The organism is Streptomyces sp. AK08-02, from assembly GCF_033795085.1.
In the GTDB taxonomy this organism is placed as follows: domain Bacteria; phylum Actinomycetota; class Actinomycetes; order Streptomycetales; family Streptomycetaceae; genus Streptomyces; species Streptomyces echiniscabiei.
In genome coordinates, this window is the sequence record NZ_JARAZV010000010.1 from 118063 (window position 1) to 138652 (window position 20590).

Below are 20590 nucleotides of genomic sequence, written 5' to 3' on the forward strand. Positions count from 1 at the left end.
GACCGGATGCCGCCTCCGCTTTACGCTCGAGTGCATACGGAGGCGGCATCCGCTTTGATGCGGCCGCCAGATCACGGCAGGCAGGAGGGCGTATGAGTGCCGTCGAACAGCGGGGACGCAAGCCCCGCGCGGACGTTCAGCGCAACCGCGCGGCCCTTCTGGAGACCGCGCAGCGTCACTTCCTGCAGCACGGGGTCGGCACCTCGCTCGAGGCGGTGGCCAAGGAGGCGGGGGTGGGGCCCGGCACGCTGTACCGGCACTTCCCCACCCGGGAGGCGCTGCTGGCGGCCGTGCTGCAGACACGCTCCGAGGAACTGGTGGCCCGCCAGGCGGACATCGAGCAGCTCGGCGACCCCGCCGAGGCGCTGGAGCAGTGGCTGCGGGCGATGGAGGAGTACTTCAGCGCCTTCAGCGGCCTGCCGGACCCGCTCATGGCCGCGGCCCGGGCGCAGGAGCCGGACAACCCGCTCACGATTCCCTGCGACATCCTCATCTCCGCAACCGATCAGTACGTGCGAGCCGCGCAGCTCGCGGGGCGCGTGCGCGCCTCGGTGCGGGGGCACGACCTGTTCCTCGCGGCCTGTTCCGTTGCCTGGATCAAGGGCACCGGCACCGAGGAGGAGTGGCTCGACCGGCTCCGCACGCTCATCGCGAGCGGCTACCGCCAGCGGGACACCCAGGCGTAAACCGCCGGCCACCCCGCCCCGGCCCCTGCAACGCCAGGCGGCACCACCGCACGGCCATCACCTCGCGCTGCCCTCAGGGGCGGCACAACCCCCGAAGGAACAAATCATGAAAATTACTGTCATAGGCGCCGGTGCCATCGGCGGGAACCTCGCTGCCAAGCTCAGCACGGCCGGTCACGACGTCCAGGTGGCCGACGCCCGCGGCCCCGAGGCCGTCCGTGCGGAGGTGCTGGAGTCCGGGGCCCGCGCGGCGGATCTCGCCGACGCCGTCCAGGGCCGGGACGTCATCGTCCTGTCGATCCCGTTCGGGGTGGCGGGCCAGCTGGCGGACCTGTTCGCATCGGTGCCTGCCGAGACGGTGGTCATCGACACCGCGAACTACTACCCCGGCATGCTCAGCGAGCCGATCGAGGCGGTGGACAACGGCCAGGTGGAGAGCGCGTACACCGCCGAGCTGCTCGGCCGCCCCGTCATCAAGGCGTGGAACGCCGCCCTGGCAGAGACCCAGCGGACCAAGGGTGTTCCGGCCGGAACCCCCGGCCGCCTCGCCATCCCCGTCGCCGGTGACAGCGAGGAGGCGCGGCGCGTGGCCATGCAGCTCGTGGACGACACCGGCTTCGACCCCTACGACGCCGGCACCCTGGCCGACTCCTGGCGCCAGCAGCCCAACGGCCCCGCCTACTGCACCGAACTGACCCTCGACGAACTGCCGGCGGCCCTGGCCGCAGCCGACCGCACCAAGGACGCGGCCATCCGCGACAGCCTCCCGGAACGCATCGCCACCCTCGGCGCCAACCCCACCGTCGACGACGTCGTCGAGATGAACCGCGCCGCCCACCGCTAAGACACCCCACGCGGCTCTCGTACACGCAACGGCACGAGAGCGGCAGCGCCGACAGCCCGCGAAAACACAAGACGAACACGAAGAGCGGGGCTCACTTCGGCACGGCCGCCATCACTCACCTACACCAGCGTGTCCGCGGTCGGCCGCAGTCCCGGTCGCGCCGCAGGGACCAAGCCCCGGAACCTCGATCACCGACACCGGGGTTCCGTTCGGACAAGGAGTTTCATTATTAAGATCGGCATTATCGGCACCGGGAACATCGGCAAGACGTTGACTAGGCGGTTGAGCGCGGCCGGGCACGAGGTAAAGGCGGCCAATTCGCGCGGCCCGGAGACGATCGAGGCGGACGTGCTGGCCTCGGGCGGACGCGCGGTGACCGCGGCGGAAGCCGTAGTGGACGTCGACGCCGTGATCCTCTCCATTCCCTTCGACCGCATTCCGCAGGTAGCACCGCTGATCGCCAAGGTGCCGGCTGACACGGTGGTCATCGACACGTCGAACTACATCCCGCATCGGGACAACCCAATCGCGGCGATCGAGGCCGGCCAGGCGGAGAGCGTGTGGGCCGCGAAGCAGCTGGGCCGGCCCATCGTCAAGGCGTGGAACTCGATCGGAGCCGAGTCGTTCGCGTACAGGAACAAGCCGGCCGGAAGCGGGGACCGCATCGCGCTCCCCGTCGCGGCCGACAGTCCGCGAGAGCGTGACCTGGCCATGGCACTCGTCGAGGACACCGGGTTCGACGCCTTTGACGCGGGGCCGCTCGCGGAATCCTGGCGGCAGCAGCCCGGCACGCCCGCCTACTGCACGGATCTCACCCGTCAGGAGCTGCCGGACGCACTGGCGACGGCGGACCCGGCGCGATCACCGAAGCGGCGCGACCTCGGGTTCGCCGTGGTCCAGGAACGCTTCGGGGCCGGCGTGCAACCAGACACGGAATACCTTGTCCGCCTGAACCGCGCAATCTGCATGTGAGCAGGGACGGGGCCGCTCTGTGTAGGAGTCTCACCTTGTCATCCCCCCACCAGACGCCCATTGGCGTGGGTATCGTTGGTCTTTCCGCCAGGCGCGGCTGGGCTTCTCAGGCCCACCTTCCCGCGCTGCAACAGCTGGACGGCTTCGAACTGCGCGCACTTTCGGCGAGCAGCGCCGAGTCCGCGTGGCAGGCTTCGGAGAAGTACGGAGTCGCGCAGTTTTTCGGGACGGCCGGAGAGCTGGCGGCGGCCGACGGGGTCGACCTGGTGGTGGTCACCGTGAAGGTGCCGCACCATCGGGAGATCACCCAATCCGCCCTGGCCGCAGGGAAGATGGTGCTCTCCGAGTGGCCACTGGGCAACGGCACCGCGGAGGCCGAGGAGCTGGCGACCGCCGCTGCCGAACGCAAACTGCGCACCTTCACCGGGCTGCAGGCACGGTCCGCCCCCGTTGTGCGCTATCTGCGCGACCTGGTCGCCGACGGATATGTCGGCGAGGTGCTCTCGACCAGCCTGGTAGCGTCCGGCGGGAGTTGGGGAGCTGTCTTCTCCGAGGACGGTGCCTACCTACTGGACCGCGCCAACGGCGCCACCATGCTGACCATCCCGTTCGGGCACACCCTGGACGCACTGACCATGGTGCTCGGCGATGTCGGGAAGGTCACCACTGTCACCGCCACTCGCCACCGAGAAGTCAGGGACCCGCAGACCAGCCGGGTCTTCCGGCCGAACGTCGCCGACCAGGTGGTGTTCGGCGGCGTGCTCGCCTCCGGGCGGTGGCCTCCGTGCACTACCGGGGCGGCCAGTCCCGGGGCACCAACTTCCACTGGGAGATCAACGGAACGGACGGTGACCTGGTCATCACCGGCGACACCGGACACCTCCAGGTCGGCGAGTTCAGCATCGCCGGGGCGCACGGATCCGACGCCGAGCTCAGCCGCCTCACCGTACCCGAGCGGTACTTCGACCCCGCGCTCCAAGGGCTGCGCGGTACCCCCGCATACAACGTCGGCGCCGCCTACGCCCAGATCCAGCGCGACCTGACGGAGGGCGGCTCCGAGGTGCCCGACTTCGCCCACGCAGCCCGACACCACCGACTCCTCGACCGGATCGAGCGCACGGCGGAGCACGCCTGACCGGAGTCCTCGGAAGGGGCTTTGCCACGCGGCGGGCACTCGCGGCAGCGTCGCTCCCGGCGTGGACTATGTGCGGGCAAGCGCCCGTGCCGCCGCACTCCCGGGTAGGCGGGAAGTAGGCGTCGTGGTGACGGCTGCCACCTGCGTCGTTCCAGAAGTGCAGCGGCATGGACGGCATCGGTCGCGTGATCACCAGCTCGGCGGTCTGCCCACGGACCGGCCCGCCCGCCGGACCCCACGCCTCCAGCGTGACACCCAGGGACGGACCGGACAGCTCACCGGCCGGACCGGCAGGATCGGTGCGCCGCCGACGAGCGCGGTCGCCACGCCCGTCCTACCGCTCGCGGACTGCGCCTCGACGTGTTCCCCGACCGGGGTGCGGATCCACTCGTACGCGGATGCCGGCAGGTGTGATCCGGCTGAGACGTCGTCAGGCGCCGTTTACGTTGGCCTCGGTGTGCCGGCTTTCGAGGTCGCCGTTCAGGGACCGCGCGAGTTCTGGCATCGGACGGTTTGGACGTCGTGTGGTCGTGTGGTCGTGTGGTGCTTTTTGGTCAGGGGGTGGGGTTGGGGTAGAAGGCGTTGATCTCGGCCAGGACGCGGTCGGGTGCTTCGTGGAGGAGGAAGTGTCCGGCCCCGGGGACGACGGCGGAGGTGGCGTGGGGGGCGGCGTCCTGGAGGGGCGGCAGGAACGCGTCGGCGAGGCCGGCCTGGGTGATCAGGTGGACCGGGATGGTCAGCGGGGTGTCCTGGAGTTTGGTGTTGTCGGCCTCGTCCTGGGTCAGGGTCCGGTAGAGCCCGAAGCCGGCGTGCAGGACCTGGGGGCGGGAGTACACCCGGACGAACTCGGCGAGTTCGTCGTCGGAGACGTTCTCGCCGGCGGTCTTCACACTCTGGAAGAAGTAGGTGAGGAAGGTTCCGACCCGGCCGGTGACCAGTTCCTCGGCGAGCGGATTCTGCAGGAAGAAGGAGAAGTGCCAGAACATCGATTCGAGGGTGGCGAACTTCAGGTTCTTGCCGACGAGGGCGGCGTCCATGAGGAACAGGCCCGCCACCTGGTCGCGGTACTGGGCGGCCAGTGAGTAGGCGACGTTGAGGCCGTGGTCGTGGGCGACGACCTGTACGTTCTCGTGGTGGCCGAGGTGGTTGAGCAGCTTGTGGACGTAGGTGGCCAGAACCGTCTTGGTCATGGAGGGCGGGTTTCCGGTCGAGTCGCCCATGCCCGGCAGGTCGATGGCGATGACGGTGCGGCCGGGCAGCAGCGAGGGCATGATCGGGCGGTACTCGTACCAGCTCTGCGGCCAGCCGTGCAGCAGCACCATGACCTGCGGGCCGTCGCCGCCGATGACGTAGTGCATCTGCACGTCGTCGATGGTGGTGAAGCCGTGCCGGAAGAGCTTGTTGAACTCGGCGTCGTCCTTGGTCGCCGTGTCGTAGCCGGGGCTGAGCGGCTCCTCCGACCCGACGGCTACGGCGGTGGTGAAAGCGTTCATGGCGGTGTTACGTCCTTTTTTAGGGGTCCTTGCAGGAAGATCGTGTTGTGGCACGGTGGAGATGTACGTAATCCCGTGTTTTCTGGGGGGTGTGACCAGCCGCGGCGGAAGCCGTGGGAGGTCGGTGACGGGTTGCGGGCCGGGGTCCCTCTGCCTCGTGCAGGTGCCGGCTCAGCCGCAGCAGTTGGAGCCGGGGCGGCGGCCGCAGGCGTCTGTCTCCCCGCCGGCGGCCGGAACCACCACGGTGGGTCGGTGTGCGGACCCGGTCAGGAGTTCCGGTTCCACCTCTCCTTCCGCGATGCTCTGCACTCAGGTCCAGGCGTCGACCGAGGAGCTGCCGCCCGCAGGGCCCCGATCAACCGTGGCGGTCAGTTCCCTGACGCGGTCGGCAGGTGTCGGAATGCCCGGGGTCTGGAAGATCCATTCCATCGTCTTGTCCAGGCTCACGTCCTTGGGTACTTCGCCGTAGTAGGGCTTGCCGTAGACGGGCGTGAGTGGTTCGCTGCGCCAGCTGTCGGCGAGCGTGCCGATGTCCACCGCGTCGTAGCCGAGGAGGTCGAGCAACTCCACGACCTCCGCCTTGGCGGCGGCATCGTCGCCGGCGATGGGCATGGCACTGCGGTCCGGCGCACCCGAGGGGCGGGCCAGGCTGAGCAGCTGGCTGGAGACGATGTTGCTGGCCGCCTTGACCACACGGGAGTCGGCCAGGTGGCGCTGTACCAGCTCGCTGCTCGTGAGCTCGTTCGCGTCCAGCTCGGCGATGCGGCCGTCGCGCTCCGGGTAATAGTTCAGCGTGTCGATCACGATCTTGCCCGCCAGCGGCTGGGCCGGGATCTTCTCGTAGGCGCCCAGCGGGATGGACACCACCACCAGGTCCCCGGCCTCGGCGGCCTCGGCGGGAGTGGCCGCCCGGGCGCGGGGGCCGAGTTCGGCGACGAGACCGGCGAGGGACTCGGGGCCGCGGGAGTTGCTCAGGACGACGTCCAGGCCTGCGGCGACAGCAAGGCGGGCCAAGATGCCGCCGATGGTGCCACTGCCGATGAAGCCGAGTGTCTTGCTCATGGTGCTCTGTTCTCCTATGGGATGCGGAAATGCCGGAGTGGCCACAGCCACGAACCGTAACCGGACCGGCTGGTCACTTTAACTACCGTACCACCCAACCGGACCGTCCGGTCATGTTGCGTAGAGTGGACCCATGAACACTGAAGAAGAAGCCGTTACAGCGCCGCCCGCGCGACGGATGAGAGCCGACGCGGTACGGACGCGCAAGGCGCTGCTGAAGGCTGCCGCGGAGGTGTTCGCCGAGCACGGCGCGGAAGCGTCCACTGCGCAGATCGCGGCACGGGCCGGTATCGGAAAGGGAACCGTCTTCCGGCATTTCCCCACCAAGGAGGACCTGTTCGCCGCGATCATCAGCGAGGAAATCGACGGGCTCGTGACAGTGGGCCGCCAGCAGGCCGAGCAGGCCGACGCCGACACCGCCCTGCTGCAGTTCATGAGCGCGGGCGTCGATATCTACGCAAACAACCGGGCGCTCGCGGAGGCCCTACGCATGGTGTCGGATGTCCGGCACCCGGAGATCCAGGCCGGACAGGAGCAGCTGATCGCCACAGCCGGGTCACTGGCGCGGCGGGCGCAACGCGACGGCTCACTCCGCGCGGACCTGAACGGACAGGACGTGATGCTGCTGATCTGCGGCGTGTACTACACCGCCGCACCCTTGCTGGCTGCCGATCCGACGGCCTGGCAGCGCTACCTGCGGCTCACCTTCGACGGCATGTGCGCCACCGGCACCGGGCCTCTACCCCCGACACTCGTCCACAACTCCTTGCTGCCGACGATCCGGTAGGGGCGACGACGATGCTCCCCGAGGCCGATCCTCACACGGCGTCTTTATGGTCTGAGTCGGTGATCAGTCGGCTCCCTCGGGGCTGCTGCATAGCTTTAAGCCGCTTGAGGGAGATCCTTGGGTTTCGTTCCGGTGTTTCGGTCGGAGCGTTCGAGGATTTTGAAGAGCTGTCGGCAGATGGCTCGCTTGAGGCAGCGTGGTGCGTCGCGTGAGGTCTGCCTTCGGCGACTCGGCGGGAGACGTACGTCTTCCTCGCCGGGCCCAACCGCATCCGGATGAGCATGATGGTGTGCAGCGCCCGGGTGGTCCTCAGTGACGCTGTCGCCGGCCAGTACCGCGAAGACCTGGACGAGTCCCGGGCGGGTCGCGTTGTACTCGAAGAGCTGGGCGATCATCTCCAGCGGCCAGACGCAGTCGTGCAACGCGGCGGAGACAGTGTCCCATTGGTCACGCGCCTAACCCGCGGCTCGGCCTCACCGAGCCCTCCATCGAAGGGGCGTTGATCATTGGGACGCCGACGAATCGGCCCCTTCGAAGCGGCGGGGACTGGAAGAAGCGGTCATCGTAGAGAAGGGTGAGCGGACGCGAGTGACCGGTCGGTGCCCCCTCCAGCCCGCCCGGTCACACCCCTTTGACAATACGGATACCGCCTCCGTATTGTCGACAGGGATGCGGATGCATCCTCCGTTTTCCCTCATCATGCCCCACTACAACTATGGAGAAGCGATGCCAACTCTGGGAATCATCGGCAGCGGAAACATCGGGGCCGCGGTCGCGCGACTGGCGGTGGCGGCGGATATCGACGTCGTGATCGCCAACTCGCGCGGCCCGCAGAGCCTGACGGACCTTGTCGCGGAGCTGGGGCCACGAGCCGACGCAGGCACCGTCGAGCAGGCCGCCGGCGCCGGGGAGATGGTCCTGCTCACCATCCCGCTGGCCGCGTACAGCTCGCTGCCTGATGGCCTCCTGCGGGGCCGAACCGTACTGGACACCGGCAACTACTACCCCCATCGCGACGGCCGCATCGCCGAACTCGACGCCGAAGAGGTAACCACGACCGAATGGGCCCAGCGGCTCCTGCCGGACGCCCTGCTGGTCAAAGCCTTCAACAACATCCTCGCCCACCACATCCCGCTGCTCGCCCGGCCCGCCGGAGCCCCGGACCGCAGCGCGCTGCCCATCGCCGGCAAGGACCTCGACGCGAAGGCCCGGGCAACCGAACTGATCGGCCGACTTGGCTTCGACACCGTCGACGCCGGAACGCTCGACGAGAGCTGGCGCTTCGAGCCCGAGGCCGGCGCCTACACCCGCATCTATTGCGCCGACCCCGGTGTGCCGGACGACCGCATACTCCAGGCCTCCGCCGCGCCGCTCCCGGCCGACCAGCTGCGCGCCGTACTGGAGACAGCCCACCGGGCGAAGGTTGCCGAACGTAAGTTCTAAGAGAGTCTGGGTAGTCCACCCAGGGAGCATTGAGGCACTTGATGCGGAACGCTGAGGTTGGACCGAGATGTCCGGGCGCATCATGACCGTCGCCGTCAGGCCGTGTCACCTGTCGCTCAACACCCCCTGCTCCACATGCTGACGGGGCCGCATCCGGAGTCGACTGGCGCGGCCCCCACTGCGCGCCTGTGCCACCTACGGAATCACGATCGCAAACCTGGGATCAGCCTCTCGACCACCGACAACAGTGTGTCCAGCAATGACGCCTCGCCCTCCACCGTGATGTCACCGAGGCCCTTCCCGTCGAGCAGCGCCAGCAACTGCTCACCCGCCCGGCGTTGTTGACCAGGACGTCGACGGTGGCCAACGCCGCCTTCGCCCAGCCCGATCGCGAGCTTCTCGCCACTCGCGACGTCCAGGTCGGCGACGACAACCTTCGCGCCCTCCTCGACGAACCTCCTGACGTGGGCCTCCCCCATTCCCTTCGCACCGCCGGTGATGATGGCGACCTTGCCGTCCCGGATGCCCATGGCTCTCCTCGTGTCTGCCGTGCGTCCTCGCACGGTCGCCGGGTCGTGCTGCCGGTCCCCGCGCCGTCAGGATGTGGGCGTCACAACGCCTGCTCGAGCGCGACGAGCTCGCGGAACCGCGCGCCGTGCCACACCAGGGGCTCGGTCTCGCCGACCCCGAGCTTGTTGACCTCGAGCAGCGCCATCCAGTGGTCACCGGCCTCGGTGACGTCGTGGATCGAGCACTCGAGCCACAGCGCCGCGTCCTCGAGGAAGACGGCACCTCCGGCCCCGACCTCTATCGGGACCTCGTCGAAGCGCGCCGCACGGTCCCTGCCGGCCAGCTTGCGGGTCAGGTGACCCTGCCCCTTGCCGAAGACGGAGACGCCGAGCGTGCCCGCCTGCTTGATCCGGTCCCAGGTCTCGGACGACTTCTGCACCGCGACCGCGCCCAGGCACGGCTCCAGGGAAACGCCGACCATGAACGAGGACGCCACGAGCGCGTGCTTCTCGCCGCCGACGTCGGCCGCGAGCACGGCCACGCCCGACGGGAACTGCGCGAACGCGTCGCGCACGGCTCGGGGGTCCCCAACGATCTCGCGGACCTTGCTCACCGATCCGGCCTCCTGATCTATGACGGTCACCGGGCTCACACCCTCTCCACGTTCGCGGCGTCCTGGGGCAGCACCGAGTCCAGCTCGGGAGCGAGGTGCACCATCTGGTCGCGGAACGACTCGCTCGCGTTGTGGAACACGCGCATCTCGCCGTCCTTCGTCAGGGCCTCGGCCTGCTCGACCCACGCCTCGGGCGTGGCCGCCGCAGCATCGACGCGCTCCATGCCCGCGATGGCCACACGACCCGCCGTGACACCCGCGATCTCGAACGTGTCGGCGTACGTCGTGGTGTCCTGGTGGGCGAGGTAGGTCACGAAGGCCGACACCGCCTCCGGCGGGACGTTCTCCTTCATGGCCGCCTGCACCACGGGGTTGGGGAACGCGTCCTGCGTCATGGGTGTCAAGGCCACGGGCATGAGCGTCGTGACCTGCACGCCGACTTCGCGCGCCTCGGCCGCGAGACCGATGCTCAGGCCCCACACCGCGGCCTTGGCCGCGGAGTAGGCCGAGTCGAGCGGCACACCCATGAGGCCGTTGGAGGAGATGTTGATCAGGCGCCCCGTGCCCGAGGCGATGAGGTGCGTCATCGCGGTGCGCGACACCTCGACGACGCCCTTGACCGTGACGTCGAAGACGCGCCACCACGTGTCGCGGTCCATCTCCCAGAACGCGCCGAACGCGTTGATGCCCGCGTTGTTCACGACGATGTCGAGCCGGCCGTAGGCGTCGATCGCGGTCTGCACGATGGCCTCCGCGCCGGTGACGACGTTGTTGGTGTCGACCACGGCGGTTCCGCCGTCAGCGGTGATCTCGGCGACGGCCGATGTTGCGTTGTCCGCGTTGAGGTCGTTCACGACGACGCGCGCGCCGCGCGAGGCGAGCATCTTGGCGTGCGCGCGACCCATGCCCTGGCCGGCGCCGGTGACGAGCGCGACTCGGCCGCCGAAGTCGAGGTTCTGTGCAGTCATGTGCCTGCTGCTCCTGAAGAGTTCTGCTGTGTCTGGGCGGGGCCGCTCCTGCGGCCCCGCAGCGGGCCGTCTACTTGCCCGCGAGGTAGCCGCCGTCGACCGGCAGCGTCACGCCCGTGACCATCCGCGCCTGGTCGGAGCAGAGCCACACGACGGCGTCGGCTTGGTCCTCCGGCTCGGCCAGCACGCCCATCGGGATGCCCGCCAGGATGCTGTTCCTGAACTCCTCGCCGGGGTTCTGCTCAAAGGCGTTCATCATCATCGGGGTGGCGGTGGAGCCGGGGGCCAGCGCGTTGACCCGGATGCCCTTGGGCGCGTAGTCCATGGCGACGTTCCGGGTCATGCCGACCACACCGAACTTGGCCGCGGTGTAGGGCGCGTTGTGGGCGATGCCGATCAGCCCGGCGCCGGAGGCGGTGTTGACGATCGCCCCGCCCCCGCTCTTCTCCATCGCGCGCACCTCGTGCTTCAGGCAGTAGAAGAGGCTGTAGAGGCTGACCTTCATCACGCGGTCCCAGACCGTGCTGTCCATGTCGCCGATCGGCGCGAAGACACCGTTGGTGCCCGCGTTGTTGAACGCGAAGTCCAGCTTCCCGAAGGCGGACACCGTCGCGCCGACGAGCGCCTCGACCTGCGCCTCGTCGCTGACGTCGCAGCGCAGGAACGCCGCGGTGCCGCCCTCCTTCTCGATCTTCGCGACCGTCTCGGCGCCGGCCGTCTCATCGATGTCCGAGACCATCACGCAGGCGCCGGCCTGCGCCAGGGCGACCGCGGCCGCCTGCCCGATCCCAGATCCCGCGGCGGTCACCAGACCGGCCTTGCCCTTCATCGAGCTCGCCATGAATCAGACTCCTTTGTCAGATCGGCTACGGCGACGCGGTGGGCGCCGCCAGGGTGCGCCCGACCGGAGACAGGGGTCCCGGTCGCGCGATCCGTGGGTTGCGAGGAGCCGGTGCGGCCCCGGCAGCCCACGGGGTGGATCGTCAGTACGTCTCTCCTGCGTGCGCGCTGCTCTCGTAGTCGCGCTGCGCGTCCTTCGGGAGGAATTTCTCCTCGACGCGACGCACCTCCTCGGAGGAGGGGCGGCCGAACATGGCACCCCAGCCGATGTCGTACTTCGTCTCGGCGTCGCCGGTCACCTTCCGGAAGTACTCGGGGAAGCCCGTCGCCTCGCCGCTCTCGATGGCGTCGACCATGAAGTGGTAGACCTCGCGGACCCCGGGCAGGAAGACGGGCAGCGACTGCACCGCCTGCCTCATCGCCGTCATCTCGGCGACCGTCCTGGTCCCGATCAGCGGGACACCGACGACGTACGCGGGGCCAGGCGTCTCCTTGAGGGCGATCTCAGCCTGCTCCCACGTGTGGAAACCCTCGTAGAAGATGACGTCGGCGCCGGTCTCGGCCTTGTAGAGCTGGGCACGGCGGATCGCCTCCTCGAGGCCGCCGCCGGCCGACCCGTACCCGTCGGTGCGCGCGACGATGACGAAGTCCTCGTCGCGCTTGTCACGCGCGTCGCACGCGGCGTTCAGCCGGCCGATCGCCTCGGCGTCGGAGACGAGCTCGACGCCGGCGACACCGCCCGACTTCTTCGGCTCGCGCTGGTCCTCGATGTGGATGCCCGCGACACCGGCGTCGATGAACTCGAGCACCGTGCGCTGCACGTTGAGGGGCGCACCGTAGCCGGTGTCGCCGTCGCAGTAGATCGGGATGTCGGCAGCGCGTACGGTGCGGCGCGCGAGGTCGACGACCTCGGTCATGGTGAGCCAGCCGACGTCGGAGATGCCCTGCCACCAGGCCGACGCCCCGCCGGAGAGCTGGAACGCGCCGAAGCCCGCGTGTTGCGCCATCTGGGCGTGGAGCGGGACCGAGCCGAGCGGCAGCAGCTCGGTCTTCTCGCTCTCGAAGACCGCGCGCAGCGCCTTGCCGGGAGAGGTCAGGCTCATGCTGCGGCCTCCTCGGCGGTGTTGAAGCCGATGGTGACGACGATGTACACGCAGTCCTCGTCGTAGGGGTTCTTCCAGGCGTGGGGCACGCCGGCCATGACGAGCAGGTCGCCGGGCACGAGGGTGCGCTTCTTGCCGCCCGGGAGCACCAGGTCGACCTTGCCGGAGATGACGACCTCGTAGTCGATGGTGTCGCTGGCGTGCATCCCGGCGTCGCCGTCGTCCTCGGTCGCGGACATGCTCTCGTCGAGGCTCGAGGCGTCGACCTCGCCCGACGAGTGAGCCGGGAAGCTGCTGACGCCGAACGTGGACCCGTTCGGCCCGGCCAGGGAGACCTTGGTGGGCGGCGCCCCGAAGGACGTCTTGCTGTGGCCACCCTCGACGGCCCAGTAGAAGGCGCCGGCGGACACACTGGGGAAGTCGAACTCGGCGGCAGGGCCCGGGGCGAGGAAGTCTGCCTCGCCCGCCTCGTTCTGACCGGCGACGACCAGGCGGAACTTCTTGGGGTCGGGGAACGTGCTCATGTCTCTGCGCTCCTTTGCGAAGGACAAGGAAGGGAGCCGCGGCCTGGCGCTTCGGCGCCAGGCCGGGGTGGGCTGTCAGGCGCGCAGGCCGATATCCCGCATCAAGGGGAAGATCTGCTGGTCCATGCGGTCCAGGCCCTCGTCGTAATCGACCATCCCGGTGCAGATGCCCGTGATGCCGGCGTCGTAGAGCTTCTGCAGACCGTCGGCGATCATCTCGGGTGTGCCGACCAGCGGGGTCAGGCCGGCGCGCAGGAAGATGCGGACGGACTCGTCCTGGCGGGGGTCGTTGTTCTGCTTGTAGACGTCCCAGTCCATGCTGCGGGCGTCGCCCGTCATGCAGATCTGCTGGTAGCGCACGGCGCTCTCCCAGTCGCCCTTGTCCTCGACGTAGCGGACGTAGTCCCAGGCTTCCTTCTCGGTGTCCTTGCACACGATGTGGACGCCCGCCCACAGGGCCAGGTCATCGCGGTAGGCCGCGTCGGCGTTGGCGCGCAGCTTCCTCACGATCGGCTTCGCGGCATCCACGTTCGGGATCTGCGCGAAGAGGATGTTGGCATGGTTGAACGCGAACTCCTGGCCGGCAGGGCTGGCGCCCGCGCTCATCACCAAAGGCCCGGGGGTCTGGACCGGCTGGGGGTAGGACTGCGCGCCTTCCAGGTTGTAGTACTTGCCCTGGAAGTCGAACTCGTAGTCGGCGCCCTCGGTCTTCCACAGGCGCTCGACGACGGTCATCCACTCCTCGGCAAGCTCGTAGCGCTCGTCGTGCGGGGGCAGGTCCACGCCGAACATCCGGAACTCCGGCTCGAAGTACCCGGCGGTCGCGTTCAGGCCGAAGCGGCCACCGCTGATGTGGTCGACCGTGGCGGCCATCTTGGCGGCCATCAGCGGGTGGAAGAACGGCACGTGGCAGGTGGTGAAGATGCCGATGTTCTCCGTGGCCTCGGCCAGGCCGGCCGCCCAGGTGAACGTCTCGAACTGGCGGCCCCAGGGGCGGTCCGGGCCGGACAGGCCCTGCCAGCGGGCGATCGGGACGAACGCGTCGACGCCGTAGTGGTCGGCCTTCTGCGCGAGGCCCTTGATCTCGTCCCAGCCACCGAGCTTGATCATGTCGTCGGCGAAGCTCAGACCACCCTGTCCGGTGGAGACGTTCGCGCCGAAGATCGCGACCTTGAACTTGTTCGGGCCGTCGAGGATGGGGCGCTTGTCGCGCTTGACGGTGTGGTCGAGCTTCGTCTCCGGGGGTGCGACAGCAGTCATGGTTATCTCCACTTCGTCGTGGTGCGTCCTGGCAGGGAAGACGGGGCCGACGGCCACGCCTGGCACCTCTCGTGGCACGACGGTAGGTCTGGTCCGGGGGCACATCGTCACGGTCAAGTGCGCCATCAGAGCGGGAAATCGCGCCACCTGTGTGCGTACTCGTCTCTGAGTGGCTCGGACAGGATGTGCGGCGCTGGAGATCATCTCGGTGTCGTGGTCGACAGGTCCGCGTAGCGGCGGTGGAGCGGCGCGGGCGGCCATCGGCCTGGTGCGAGGCGTTCGACACGGAGAGCGCGGCGTTGTTCACCAGTACGGTGATTGGACCGAAAATTGCCGTCCCGCCCTCGACGGCCGACACTCGTGACGCGGCGTCAGCAGCGTTGGTGGGGCGAGGAAGGAAGTGTTTCGCCCAGCTCCTTCGCGCGTGCCGGGCCCGCCTCCTCGGCGAGGCTCATGAGGATCGCCTTCGCGCCTTCGTCGATGAACAGGCGGGCATGCTCGACTCCCGTGATGAGCGCGGCCTTGCCCTGGCTCGTCTGTCGGCCGTCCCCGAGCCCCGTTCCCGACCCGAAAAGCGTCGTCAGCTCGGCTTCGGCACGCCGACCGCACGGCGTGGGGAGGCTGGCGTGGAGCGCTCTGAGGATGCCGCGAAGAGGCAAGCGGACGTCATGCTTCGGCTGAGTCCGACTCGCCTTGCGAGCACACCGACGTCGATCCGTGCGCGCCCGGCGCGACGCTGCGCCTCCACAGCGGCCGCTACGCGCAGAATGGCCCACCGAGGCGGCGGCCGCCGGGTCATTGTGCGCCCGCTTCCAGCGAGACTGATGCCGCCCAGTTGCGGACATCCTCAATGTCTCTCGCCAACTGCCCCACAAGGTCCTCGACGTCATGAAACCGGCGTTGCGAGCGGAGGCGGCCCACGAGATGGACCGATATTTCCCGGTCGTACAGCTCGATCTCCACGTCGAGAAGATGGGCTTCGAGGAGTAGTTGGCCATGGCGCCCGTAGAAGGTGGTTCTCCGTCCGATGGAGACCGCAGCGGGCCAGTGTCGGCCGTCATCCTCCGTGACAACTACGGCGAACCAGACGCCGTCGAGGCGAGCGCTGGTCGTCATGGGGAGGTTGGCGGTGGGAAAACCCAGCAGTCGTCCGCGGGCATCACCGCGTTGGACGACGCCGGTGACAACCTGGTGCTGTGGCCTAACGGGGAAGCCACTCACACCGAAGGCGGATCCCTTGTGTCCTGCCCAAGCGACCTTGGTCGGCGGTGCACCCAAGTTCTCCCATCGCGAGCGTGCGACCTGCGCGGGTACGGGGCCGGCGACCGCCATCGCAGGTAGGTCCCCAGTCGGGCCCGCGTCGAAAGTCGAGGAAGTCGTCGTCGCCGGACTCGGTCGGCCCTGCGACGACGAGTCGAGACTGCTTGGGGTCAGGGGGGTCATCTGCTGAGGACGACTTCGCGGGTTGGGAGTGCTCACCGGGTTCCCCTTTGATCTGAGGCAACGGCTTCTCCGCCGACCTCCGTGGACGTATGACGCTAAGAGGGGGCAGCGCCGGGCCATCACGGCAAGAGATGTCATTGCCCCGGGAAAACGCGCCAAAGTGCCTCTCCTTGCCGGTCGGTGGCGCGAGATGCGAGGCTGCTGGCGTTACTTCAGATGCCTGGCGGCGCTCCAGCCGCCGCAGCGCTTCCGTAGCGGCACCCCATCGCCTCAATGACGAGGAGAGAGATGCGTTCTGCGACCGTTCCTCGCGACTGCCGATCGAGCACGCCCTGTGCCGGAACGACATCCGTGGCTGCTTCTCCGCGACCCCTTGGCCGGCCAGTTGCCCGCCGCGGCGGTTGGACGCGGCTTCCTCGGGGGGTTCCTGCACACGCCGGATCGCCTCCGTACGTCGGCGGCGAAAGGGTGCAGCGATGAAGCTGAGCTCGTATCAGAACTTGCGCGTGCCGAACTTCAGTGTTCATATACTGCGCCAGCTGCTCGAGGAAGCGAATCTCGACTGGCGAACTGCCCTCGCGAATGCGGAGATCGCCCCCAACGCGCTGAACCGGCCAGGAAGCACTATTCCTGCAAGGAAGGAGCTGACCTTCCAGCTTCAGTTCGTCGCTCTCACCAGAGATCGCGTCGACCTTTGGGTGCGAGCCGCTCGCGCCTACACCACGAGCACATACAGCGTGCGCGGAATGGCTCTGGCGACCGCGCCGACAGTTGCCGCGTGGGCGGCAGCAGCCAGCGCAACCGATAACGCCCCTGGGCTCCTGGAGATTACGCCTCTCCGGGCGCCAGAAGGGGCGGTGGCGGGAATCGAATTCACCTATCCCGACGCCCCTGAAGAGTTGATCCCGTTCAGCGTCTACCGCGATCTCTGCGCCGCCACTCGATCTCTCGCGTGGCTGTACGGCGACACTTTCCCTTACACCCAGGTCGAAGTCCCTCTGGCAGAAGTCTCGCCTGAGGTCTCGACGTACGTCTCCTGCAACATCGACTGCGGCGCCCCGGCGTTGCGGCTGCGGTGGGACCCTGCGATATCAACAGACGAGCTCCCCTTCGGCAACGCCTTCCAGCACGAGGCATGGGTCAGAGCGGATACGCAGATCATCGACACGTTCAGGGCGACTGGAGACTGGCCCCACACCGTCACCAAAGCCATAAGGGCCGCCCCCAATATTAACCGCACATTGGCAAATGTGGCCGCGACGCTGCGAGTCTCCCCACGTACCTTGCAACGCAAGCTTGAACTCACGGGCAAGGACTTCGCCCGAGTACGAGACGAGACTTTGAGTGAACTGGCCTGCGATCTGCTATCGAATACAGATCACTCTGTATCAGAAATATCTCGCAAGCTGGGCTACACAGATCCGGCGAGCTTCGCGATGGCCTTCAAACGGTGGAGGGGCATGCCTCCGACGGCGTTCAGAGAGGCTTCTCGCTACGGAGACAAGAACTACAGTCCTTCCTCGGAGCAGGTTCTTGGATTGCGGCGCGGCGACGCGTCCGGGTAAGCGTTGTGCACTCTGACAAACGCGGTAAGCCGCTGGTAGGGCCGGGCTCCTGGCTGCCCGACGACGTCACATCAGCACTCCACGCGGCTCGCGCGCTGACTTCGTTCGAGCCATGTCCCCGTGGTACTGACGGCAAGCGCCTCGTTCCAGTCATCGAGCTCGGCGACAAGGACGCCTCTCGCAGAGTGGATGACGCCTCAGATACCCATGGCCTGGGCCAGCAGGGCGCGGGAGTGGGCCCGGGCCGCGGGGTCGGCGATGATGTCCTGGACCATCACCTCGTCGACGCCGGCGGCCTTGGTCATCTGCTCGAGCTGATCGCGTACGGTCTCCGGGCTGCCGGCGAGTTCGCGGGGCCAGCGGCCGTCCGTGATGACGGTGGGGGTGTCCTTCTGTACCTGGCTGAGTTCCCGTTCGGCCTCCTCGACCGTGGGGATCTGGGCCGCGGCGCCCTGGCGGCCCAGGCGGGCCATCAAGGCGGTCCTGGACCAGTTCAGCCGTTGCGCTTCGGCGTCGGTGTCGGCGACCACGGCGCCGACGGACAGGATGCCGCGGCCTCCGGCCGACCTGCGGGCTGCGGACTGGGCGAACGCTGCATGGCGGAGCAGGGCGCGGCCCGCGCCGTCGGGGTTGATGAAGCCCGCGAAGGCGTAGCCGAGACCGAGCTCTCCGGCCATGCGGGCGCTGTTGCCCGAGGAGCCGAGGATCCACACCTCGGGCCGGGAGGCGACGCCGGTGGCCGTGTTCAGGCGCGCGAAGGGGTGGCCGGCGGGGAAGCGGCCGTCGAAGTGGGCGAGTACTTCCTGGACCTGCTGTGTGAAGTCGTCGGCGGGCGGTACGTCACGGTCGCGGCGCAGGGCGAGGTCGACCACGGGGCCTGCGGTGGCGCGGCCGAGGCCGAGGTCGATGCGGCCTGGCGTGAGGGCTTCGAGCTGCAGGAAGGATTCGGCGACCTTGTAGGGGCTGTAGTGGTTGAGCAGCACCGCGCCGGAGCCGACCCGGATGCGGGAGGTGGCGCCCGCCGCCAGGGCGATGAGGATCTCCGGCGCCGAGGAGGCGGTGCTGGCGGAGTCGTGGTGCTCGGCGTACCAGATGCGGTGGTAGCCGAGGTCCTCCGCCTGCTTCGCGGCGTCGACCGAGTCCTTGAGGGCCTGGGTGTTGTCGCTGCCAGGGGCGACGGTGGCGAGCTCGATGAGGGAGAGTTTCATGGTCTTTCGGTCCTTGGTGCCGGTTCGGTTGCAGGGTCGGGCGGATCTGCCCTTGGATCCGGAGAGCGCAGTCCGCCTCCAGAGGGAAGTGCGTGGACGTGCCGCTCGATGCGCCTCGGCGTTTGGGGGACGACCCGCACGGTGTTCACGTATTTGTGACCGGCCGAACTGGGCGTCAGGCGGCCAGTGGCGTGTGCGTGCCGAAGGAACGCTGGTGGTAGGTGAGGGGCTGTGGGCCTTCCTCGCCGGTTTCCGCGGCGTGGACGTGGGCGAGCAGGACGGTGTGGTCGCCGGCCGTGACGTACTCGTCGACCTCGGCGGCGATCCACGCCGCCGAGCCGGGCAGGCGGGGCAGGTTCTCGCTGGGCGACCAGATGACGTCGTCGAACTTGCCCTGGTCCGAGCGAGCGAAGGTGGCGGCGAGTCCGGTCTGGTGGGTGCCGAGGATGTTGAGGCCGAGGCGTCCGGTGCGGCGGATGATCGCCAGGAGTTGGGAGTGGTTGTCCAGGGACACAAGGACCATCGGGGGTGTCAGGGACAAGGAGGCGAAGGCGCTGACCGTGGTGCCGTGCGGGCGCTGCCCGTCCATCGCGGTGACCACGGAGACGGGGGAGGCGATGGTGGCCATGGCGTCGCGGAACGCCTGCAGGGAGACGGCGCTGGGGAGGTGGGTGGTGGTCATCAGCGGGCCGTTTCCGTGATGCGGGGGTCCAGGCCGTACTGGTCGCGGGCTCCGAGGTGGTCGCGCAGGGTGGGGCCTTCGTAGTCGTGGTGGAACAGGCCGCGTTCCTGCAGGATCGGGACGACCTGGTCCACGAAGGCGTCGACGCCGTCGTGGTAGCCGTCGATGGCCAGGGAGAAGCCGTCGCAGGCGCCTGCCTCGAACCACTCCTGCATGTGAGCAGCCACGTCCGTGGCGGTGCCCGCGACGACCGGGTGGTAGTCGATGACGCCGTGCGCCAGGACGTTCCGCAGAGTCCATCCCTCCCGCGCCACCTCAAGGGCGCGGGCGGAGCGCCCGTCATGCGGACTGGGTACGGCATCAGCCAACTGGCGCGCGGTCAGCGGCTGGTCGAGCTGCTCGTGACTGAGCGGCACGCCGATCATCGCGCCCAGGTAGCGGACGCGCTGGCGCAGGTCGACGGACTCGTCCAGGAAGCGCCGCCGCTGAAGGGCGGCCTCGCGGGAGGCGGCGATGGTCGGCATGAAGCCGGCGAACATCTTCACCTCGTCCGGGTCGCGCCCGGCACGCTTGGCTGCGTCCCGCAGGGCACCTCGCTGGGCGATGGCGTCGCTGATCGTCATCGGGTTGGCGTAGACGCCGTCGGCGTACCGGCCCGCTAGCTCCAGGCCGTATCCGCCGCCGCCCGCCTGGAAGATGACCGGCTGGCCCTGCTCGGACGGCGGGATGGGCAGCGGGCCGCGGGAGGCGACGTGGCGGCCCTGCAGGTTGACCGGCTGGATCTTGCCCATGTCGGCGAACCGCTTGCCCTCGACGTCGAGGACCCAGGCGTCCTTCTCCCAGCTGCCCCACAGCGCCTGCACGATCTGGACGAACTCGTGGGCGCGCTCGTACTTCTCCGTACGAGGCGGGACCGGGGAGCCGAAGTTCGCCGCAGCCTCCGGGTGCGAGGTGGTGACCACGTTCCAGCCGGCCCGGCCGTGGCTGATCACGTCGAGAGACTTGAACTGGCGGGCGAGGTTGTAGGGCTCGTTGAAGGTGGTGGAGCCGGTGGCGACGAGACCGATCCGCTCCGTCTCCCGCGCGATGGCGGTGAGAACGAGGACAGCGTCGATGGGGTGGTGCGGGTTCTCCCTCTCAAGGTCCACGTCCAGGACCGGGGTGTCCGCGATGAACAGCAGCTGGATCTTGCCGCGCTCGGCGGCCTGCGCGTAGCGCACGAACTGGTCCATGTCCGTGTAACTGGACAGGTTGGCCCCGGGCAGCCGCCACGCCCCGGGCTCGGATCCGTAGCCGCTGGTGAACTGCATGGCCAGGAGCATCTGCAAGCGGTTCATGGGAACGCCTCCAACAAACAGGCAAGAGAAAACGGAGGGTACCTCCGATTGCCTTTCCGATAATACGGAGGCTGTCTCCGAATTGCAAAAGGGCGGCGCGGGAGGCCCCGGAGGC

General features: G+C 68.6%; 21 protein-coding genes and 1 pseudogene. 8 read left to right on the forward strand and 14 right to left on the reverse strand.

Annotated elements, in window-relative coordinates:
- Nucleotides 1-92 precede the first annotated feature (92 nt).
- From PV734_RS21675 to PV734_RS21695, 5 genes and pseudogenes are all read left to right on the forward strand, one after another.
- A complete protein-coding gene (locus PV734_RS21675) occupies nt 93-686 on the forward strand; it encodes a helix-turn-helix domain-containing protein (RefSeq protein WP_319291070.1) in 594 nt (197 codons plus the stop codon).
- Nucleotides 687-792: 106 nt separating this feature from the next.
- Nucleotides 793-1530 (forward strand): NADPH-dependent F420 reductase, encoded by a 738-nt coding sequence (locus PV734_RS21680; protein ID WP_319291072.1) that lies wholly within the window; start codon nt 793-795, stop codon nt 1528-1530.
- Between the two features lie 243 nt (nt 1531-1773).
- Entirely contained in the window at nt 1774-2502 is a 729-nt protein-coding gene (locus tag PV734_RS21685) for an NADPH-dependent F420 reductase (RefSeq protein ID WP_319291343.1), read from the forward strand.
- A 65-nt stretch (nt 2503-2567) separates the two neighbouring features.
- Nucleotides 2568-3224: pseudogene (locus tag PV734_RS45870) on the forward strand (Gfo/Idh/MocA family oxidoreductase); the annotation flags it as partial.
- Nucleotides 3225-3277: 53 nt separating this feature from the next.
- Nucleotides 3278-3637 (forward strand): hypothetical protein, encoded by a 360-nt coding sequence (locus PV734_RS21695; RefSeq protein ID WP_319291366.1) that lies wholly within the window; start codon nt 3278-3280, stop codon nt 3635-3637.
- Between the two features lie 554 nt (nt 3638-4191).
- Here the strand turns inward: PV734_RS21695 and PV734_RS21705 are convergent.
- Complete coding sequence (locus PV734_RS21705; protein ID WP_319291074.1) at nt 4192-5130, reverse strand: alpha/beta hydrolase; 939 nt, start codon at nt 5128-5130, stop codon at nt 4192-4194.
- A 309-nt stretch (nt 5131-5439) separates the two neighbouring features.
- Complete coding sequence (locus tag PV734_RS21710) at nt 5440-6192, reverse strand: NADPH-dependent F420 reductase (RefSeq protein ID WP_319291076.1); 753 nt, start codon at nt 6190-6192, stop codon at nt 5440-5442.
- A 133-nt stretch (nt 6193-6325) separates the two neighbouring features.
- On the opposite strand from PV734_RS21710, the gene PV734_RS21715 reads away from it, so the two are divergent.
- Both PV734_RS21715 and PV734_RS21720 read left to right on the forward strand, forming a co-directional pair.
- A complete protein-coding gene (locus tag PV734_RS21715; protein ID WP_319291079.1) occupies nt 6326-6979 on the forward strand; it encodes a helix-turn-helix domain-containing protein in 654 nt (217 codons plus the stop codon).
- 726 nt (nt 6980-7705) lie between these two features.
- Nucleotides 7706-8422: an NADPH-dependent F420 reductase gene (locus PV734_RS21720; RefSeq protein ID WP_319291082.1), complete on the forward strand. Its 717-nt coding sequence runs from the start codon at nt 7706-7708 to the stop codon at nt 8420-8422.
- A gap of 203 nt (nt 8423-8625) precedes the next feature.
- Here the strand turns inward: PV734_RS21720 and PV734_RS21725 are convergent, their stop codons facing one another.
- The 9 genes from PV734_RS21725 to PV734_RS21765 all read right to left on the reverse strand — a co-directional run bounded on the left by PV734_RS21725 (nt 8626) and on the right by PV734_RS21765 (nt 15821).
- Complete coding sequence (locus PV734_RS21725) at nt 8626-8952, reverse strand: SDR family NAD(P)-dependent oxidoreductase (protein ID WP_319291084.1); 327 nt, start codon at nt 8950-8952, stop codon at nt 8626-8628.
- Nucleotides 8953-9032: 80 nt separating this feature from the next.
- Nucleotides 9033-9584 carry a flavin reductase family protein gene (locus PV734_RS21730; RefSeq protein ID WP_319291086.1) on the reverse strand — a complete coding sequence of 184 codons (552 nt, stop codon included), beginning with the start codon at nt 9582-9584 and terminating at the stop codon, nt 9033-9035.
- Nucleotides 9581-10513 (reverse strand): SDR family NAD(P)-dependent oxidoreductase, encoded by a 933-nt coding sequence (locus PV734_RS21735; RefSeq protein ID WP_319291088.1) that lies wholly within the window; start codon nt 10511-10513, stop codon nt 9581-9583. Before PV734_RS21735 ends, PV734_RS21730 begins: the two co-directional genes overlap by 4 nt.
- A gap of 70 nt (nt 10514-10583) precedes the next feature.
- Nucleotides 10584-11354: a glucose 1-dehydrogenase gene (locus tag PV734_RS21740; RefSeq protein ID WP_319291091.1), complete on the reverse strand. Its 771-nt coding sequence runs from the start codon at nt 11352-11354 to the stop codon at nt 10584-10586.
- 142 nt (nt 11355-11496) lie between these two features.
- Complete coding sequence (locus PV734_RS21745) at nt 11497-12456, reverse strand: isocitrate lyase/PEP mutase family protein (RefSeq protein ID WP_319291093.1); 960 nt, start codon at nt 12454-12456, stop codon at nt 11497-11499.
- On the reverse strand, nt 12453-12980 hold the full coding sequence (locus tag PV734_RS21750) for a cupin domain-containing protein (RefSeq protein WP_319291096.1): 528 nt from the start codon (nt 12978-12980) through the stop codon (nt 12453-12455). Before PV734_RS21750 ends, PV734_RS21745 begins: the two co-directional genes overlap by 4 nt.
- Before the next feature lie 75 nt (nt 12981-13055).
- Nucleotides 13056-14240 (reverse strand): LLM class flavin-dependent oxidoreductase, encoded by a 1185-nt coding sequence (locus tag PV734_RS21755; protein WP_319291099.1) that lies wholly within the window; start codon nt 14238-14240, stop codon nt 13056-13058.
- A 371-nt stretch (nt 14241-14611) separates the two neighbouring features.
- Nucleotides 14612-14899 (reverse strand): hypothetical protein, encoded by a 288-nt coding sequence (locus tag PV734_RS21760; protein WP_319291102.1) that lies wholly within the window; start codon nt 14897-14899, stop codon nt 14612-14614.
- Between the two features lie 136 nt (nt 14900-15035).
- Nucleotides 15036-15821, reverse strand: a complete 786-nt coding sequence (locus PV734_RS21765) for a riboflavin kinase (RefSeq protein ID WP_319291346.1) — start codon at nt 15819-15821, stop codon at nt 15036-15038.
- Between the two features lie 338 nt (nt 15822-16159).
- Between PV734_RS21765 and PV734_RS21770 the strand changes: the two genes are divergently transcribed.
- Nucleotides 16160-17248, forward strand: a complete 1089-nt coding sequence (locus PV734_RS21770) for a helix-turn-helix transcriptional regulator (protein ID WP_319291104.1) — start codon at nt 16160-16162, stop codon at nt 17246-17248.
- Nucleotides 17249-17445: 197 nt separating this feature from the next.
- Here PV734_RS21770 and PV734_RS21775 read toward each other — a convergent pair whose 3' ends face one another.
- The 3 genes from PV734_RS21775 to PV734_RS21785 form a co-directional block, all read right to left on the reverse strand.
- A complete protein-coding gene (locus PV734_RS21775) occupies nt 17446-18456 on the reverse strand; it encodes an LLM class flavin-dependent oxidoreductase (protein WP_319291107.1) in 1011 nt (336 codons plus the stop codon).
- Between the two features lie 175 nt (nt 18457-18631).
- On the reverse strand, nt 18632-19138 hold the full coding sequence (locus tag PV734_RS21780) for a flavin reductase family protein (RefSeq protein WP_319291109.1): 507 nt from the start codon (nt 19136-19138) through the stop codon (nt 18632-18634).
- Complete coding sequence (locus PV734_RS21785) at nt 19138-20475, reverse strand: NtaA/DmoA family FMN-dependent monooxygenase (protein ID WP_319291112.1); 1338 nt, start codon at nt 20473-20475, stop codon at nt 19138-19140. The genes PV734_RS21780 and PV734_RS21785 overlap by 1 nt, the downstream gene beginning before the upstream one ends.
- Between the last annotated feature and the right edge of the window lie 115 nt (nt 20476-20590).

What these genes read in the sequence shown, in the direction of transcription:
- PV734_RS21675 (WP_319291070.1), top strand. Translation starts at nt 93, where the DNA reads ATGAGTGCCGTCGAACAGCGGGGACGCAAGCCCCGCGCGGACGTTCAG.
- PV734_RS21680 (WP_319291072.1), top strand. Translation starts at nt 793, where the DNA reads ATGAAAATTACTGTCATAGGCGCCGGTGCCATCGGCGGGAACCTCGCT.
- PV734_RS21705 (WP_319291074.1), bottom strand. Translation starts at nt 5,130, where the DNA reads ATGAACGCTTTCACCACCGCCGTAGCCGTCGGGTCGGAGGAGCCGCTC.
- PV734_RS21710 (WP_319291076.1), bottom strand. Translation starts at nt 6,192, where the DNA reads ATGAGCAAGACACTCGGCTTCATCGGCAGTGGCACCATCGGCGGCATC.
- PV734_RS21715 (WP_319291079.1), top strand. Translation starts at nt 6,326, where the DNA reads ATGAACACTGAAGAAGAAGCCGTTACAGCGCCGCCCGCGCGACGGATG.
- PV734_RS21720 (WP_319291082.1), top strand. Translation starts at nt 7,706, where the DNA reads ATGCCAACTCTGGGAATCATCGGCAGCGGAAACATCGGGGCCGCGGTC.
- PV734_RS21725 (WP_319291084.1), bottom strand. Translation starts at nt 8,952, where the DNA reads ATGGGCATCCGGGACGGCAAGGTCGCCATCATCACCGGCGGTGCGAAG.
- PV734_RS21735 (WP_319291088.1), bottom strand. Translation starts at nt 10,513, where the DNA reads ATGACTGCACAGAACCTCGACTTCGGCGGCCGAGTCGCGCTCGTCACC.
- PV734_RS21740 (WP_319291091.1), bottom strand. Translation starts at nt 11,354, where the DNA reads ATGGCGAGCTCGATGAAGGGCAAGGCCGGTCTGGTGACCGCCGCGGGA.
- PV734_RS21745 (WP_319291093.1), bottom strand. Translation starts at nt 12,456, where the DNA reads ATGAGCCTGACCTCTCCCGGCAAGGCGCTGCGCGCGGTCTTCGAGAGC.
- PV734_RS21750 (WP_319291096.1), bottom strand. Translation starts at nt 12,980, where the DNA reads ATGAGCACGTTCCCCGACCCCAAGAAGTTCCGCCTGGTCGTCGCCGGT.
- PV734_RS21755 (WP_319291099.1), bottom strand. Translation starts at nt 14,240, where the DNA reads ATGACTGCTGTCGCACCCCCGGAGACGAAGCTCGACCACACCGTCAAG.
- PV734_RS21765 (WP_319291346.1), bottom strand. Translation starts at nt 15,821, where the DNA reads ATGACATCTCTTGCCGTGATGGCCCGGCGCTGCCCCCTCTTAGCGTCA.
- PV734_RS21770 (WP_319291104.1), top strand. Translation starts at nt 16,160, where the DNA reads ATGAAGCTGAGCTCGTATCAGAACTTGCGCGTGCCGAACTTCAGTGTT.
- PV734_RS21775 (WP_319291107.1), bottom strand. Translation starts at nt 18,456, where the DNA reads ATGAAACTCTCCCTCATCGAGCTCGCCACCGTCGCCCCTGGCAGCGAC.
- PV734_RS21780 (WP_319291109.1), bottom strand. Translation starts at nt 19,138, where the DNA reads ATGACCACCACCCACCTCCCCAGCGCCGTCTCCCTGCAGGCGTTCCGC.
- PV734_RS21785 (WP_319291112.1), bottom strand. Translation starts at nt 20,475, where the DNA reads ATGAACCGCTTGCAGATGCTCCTGGCCATGCAGTTCACCAGCGGCTAC.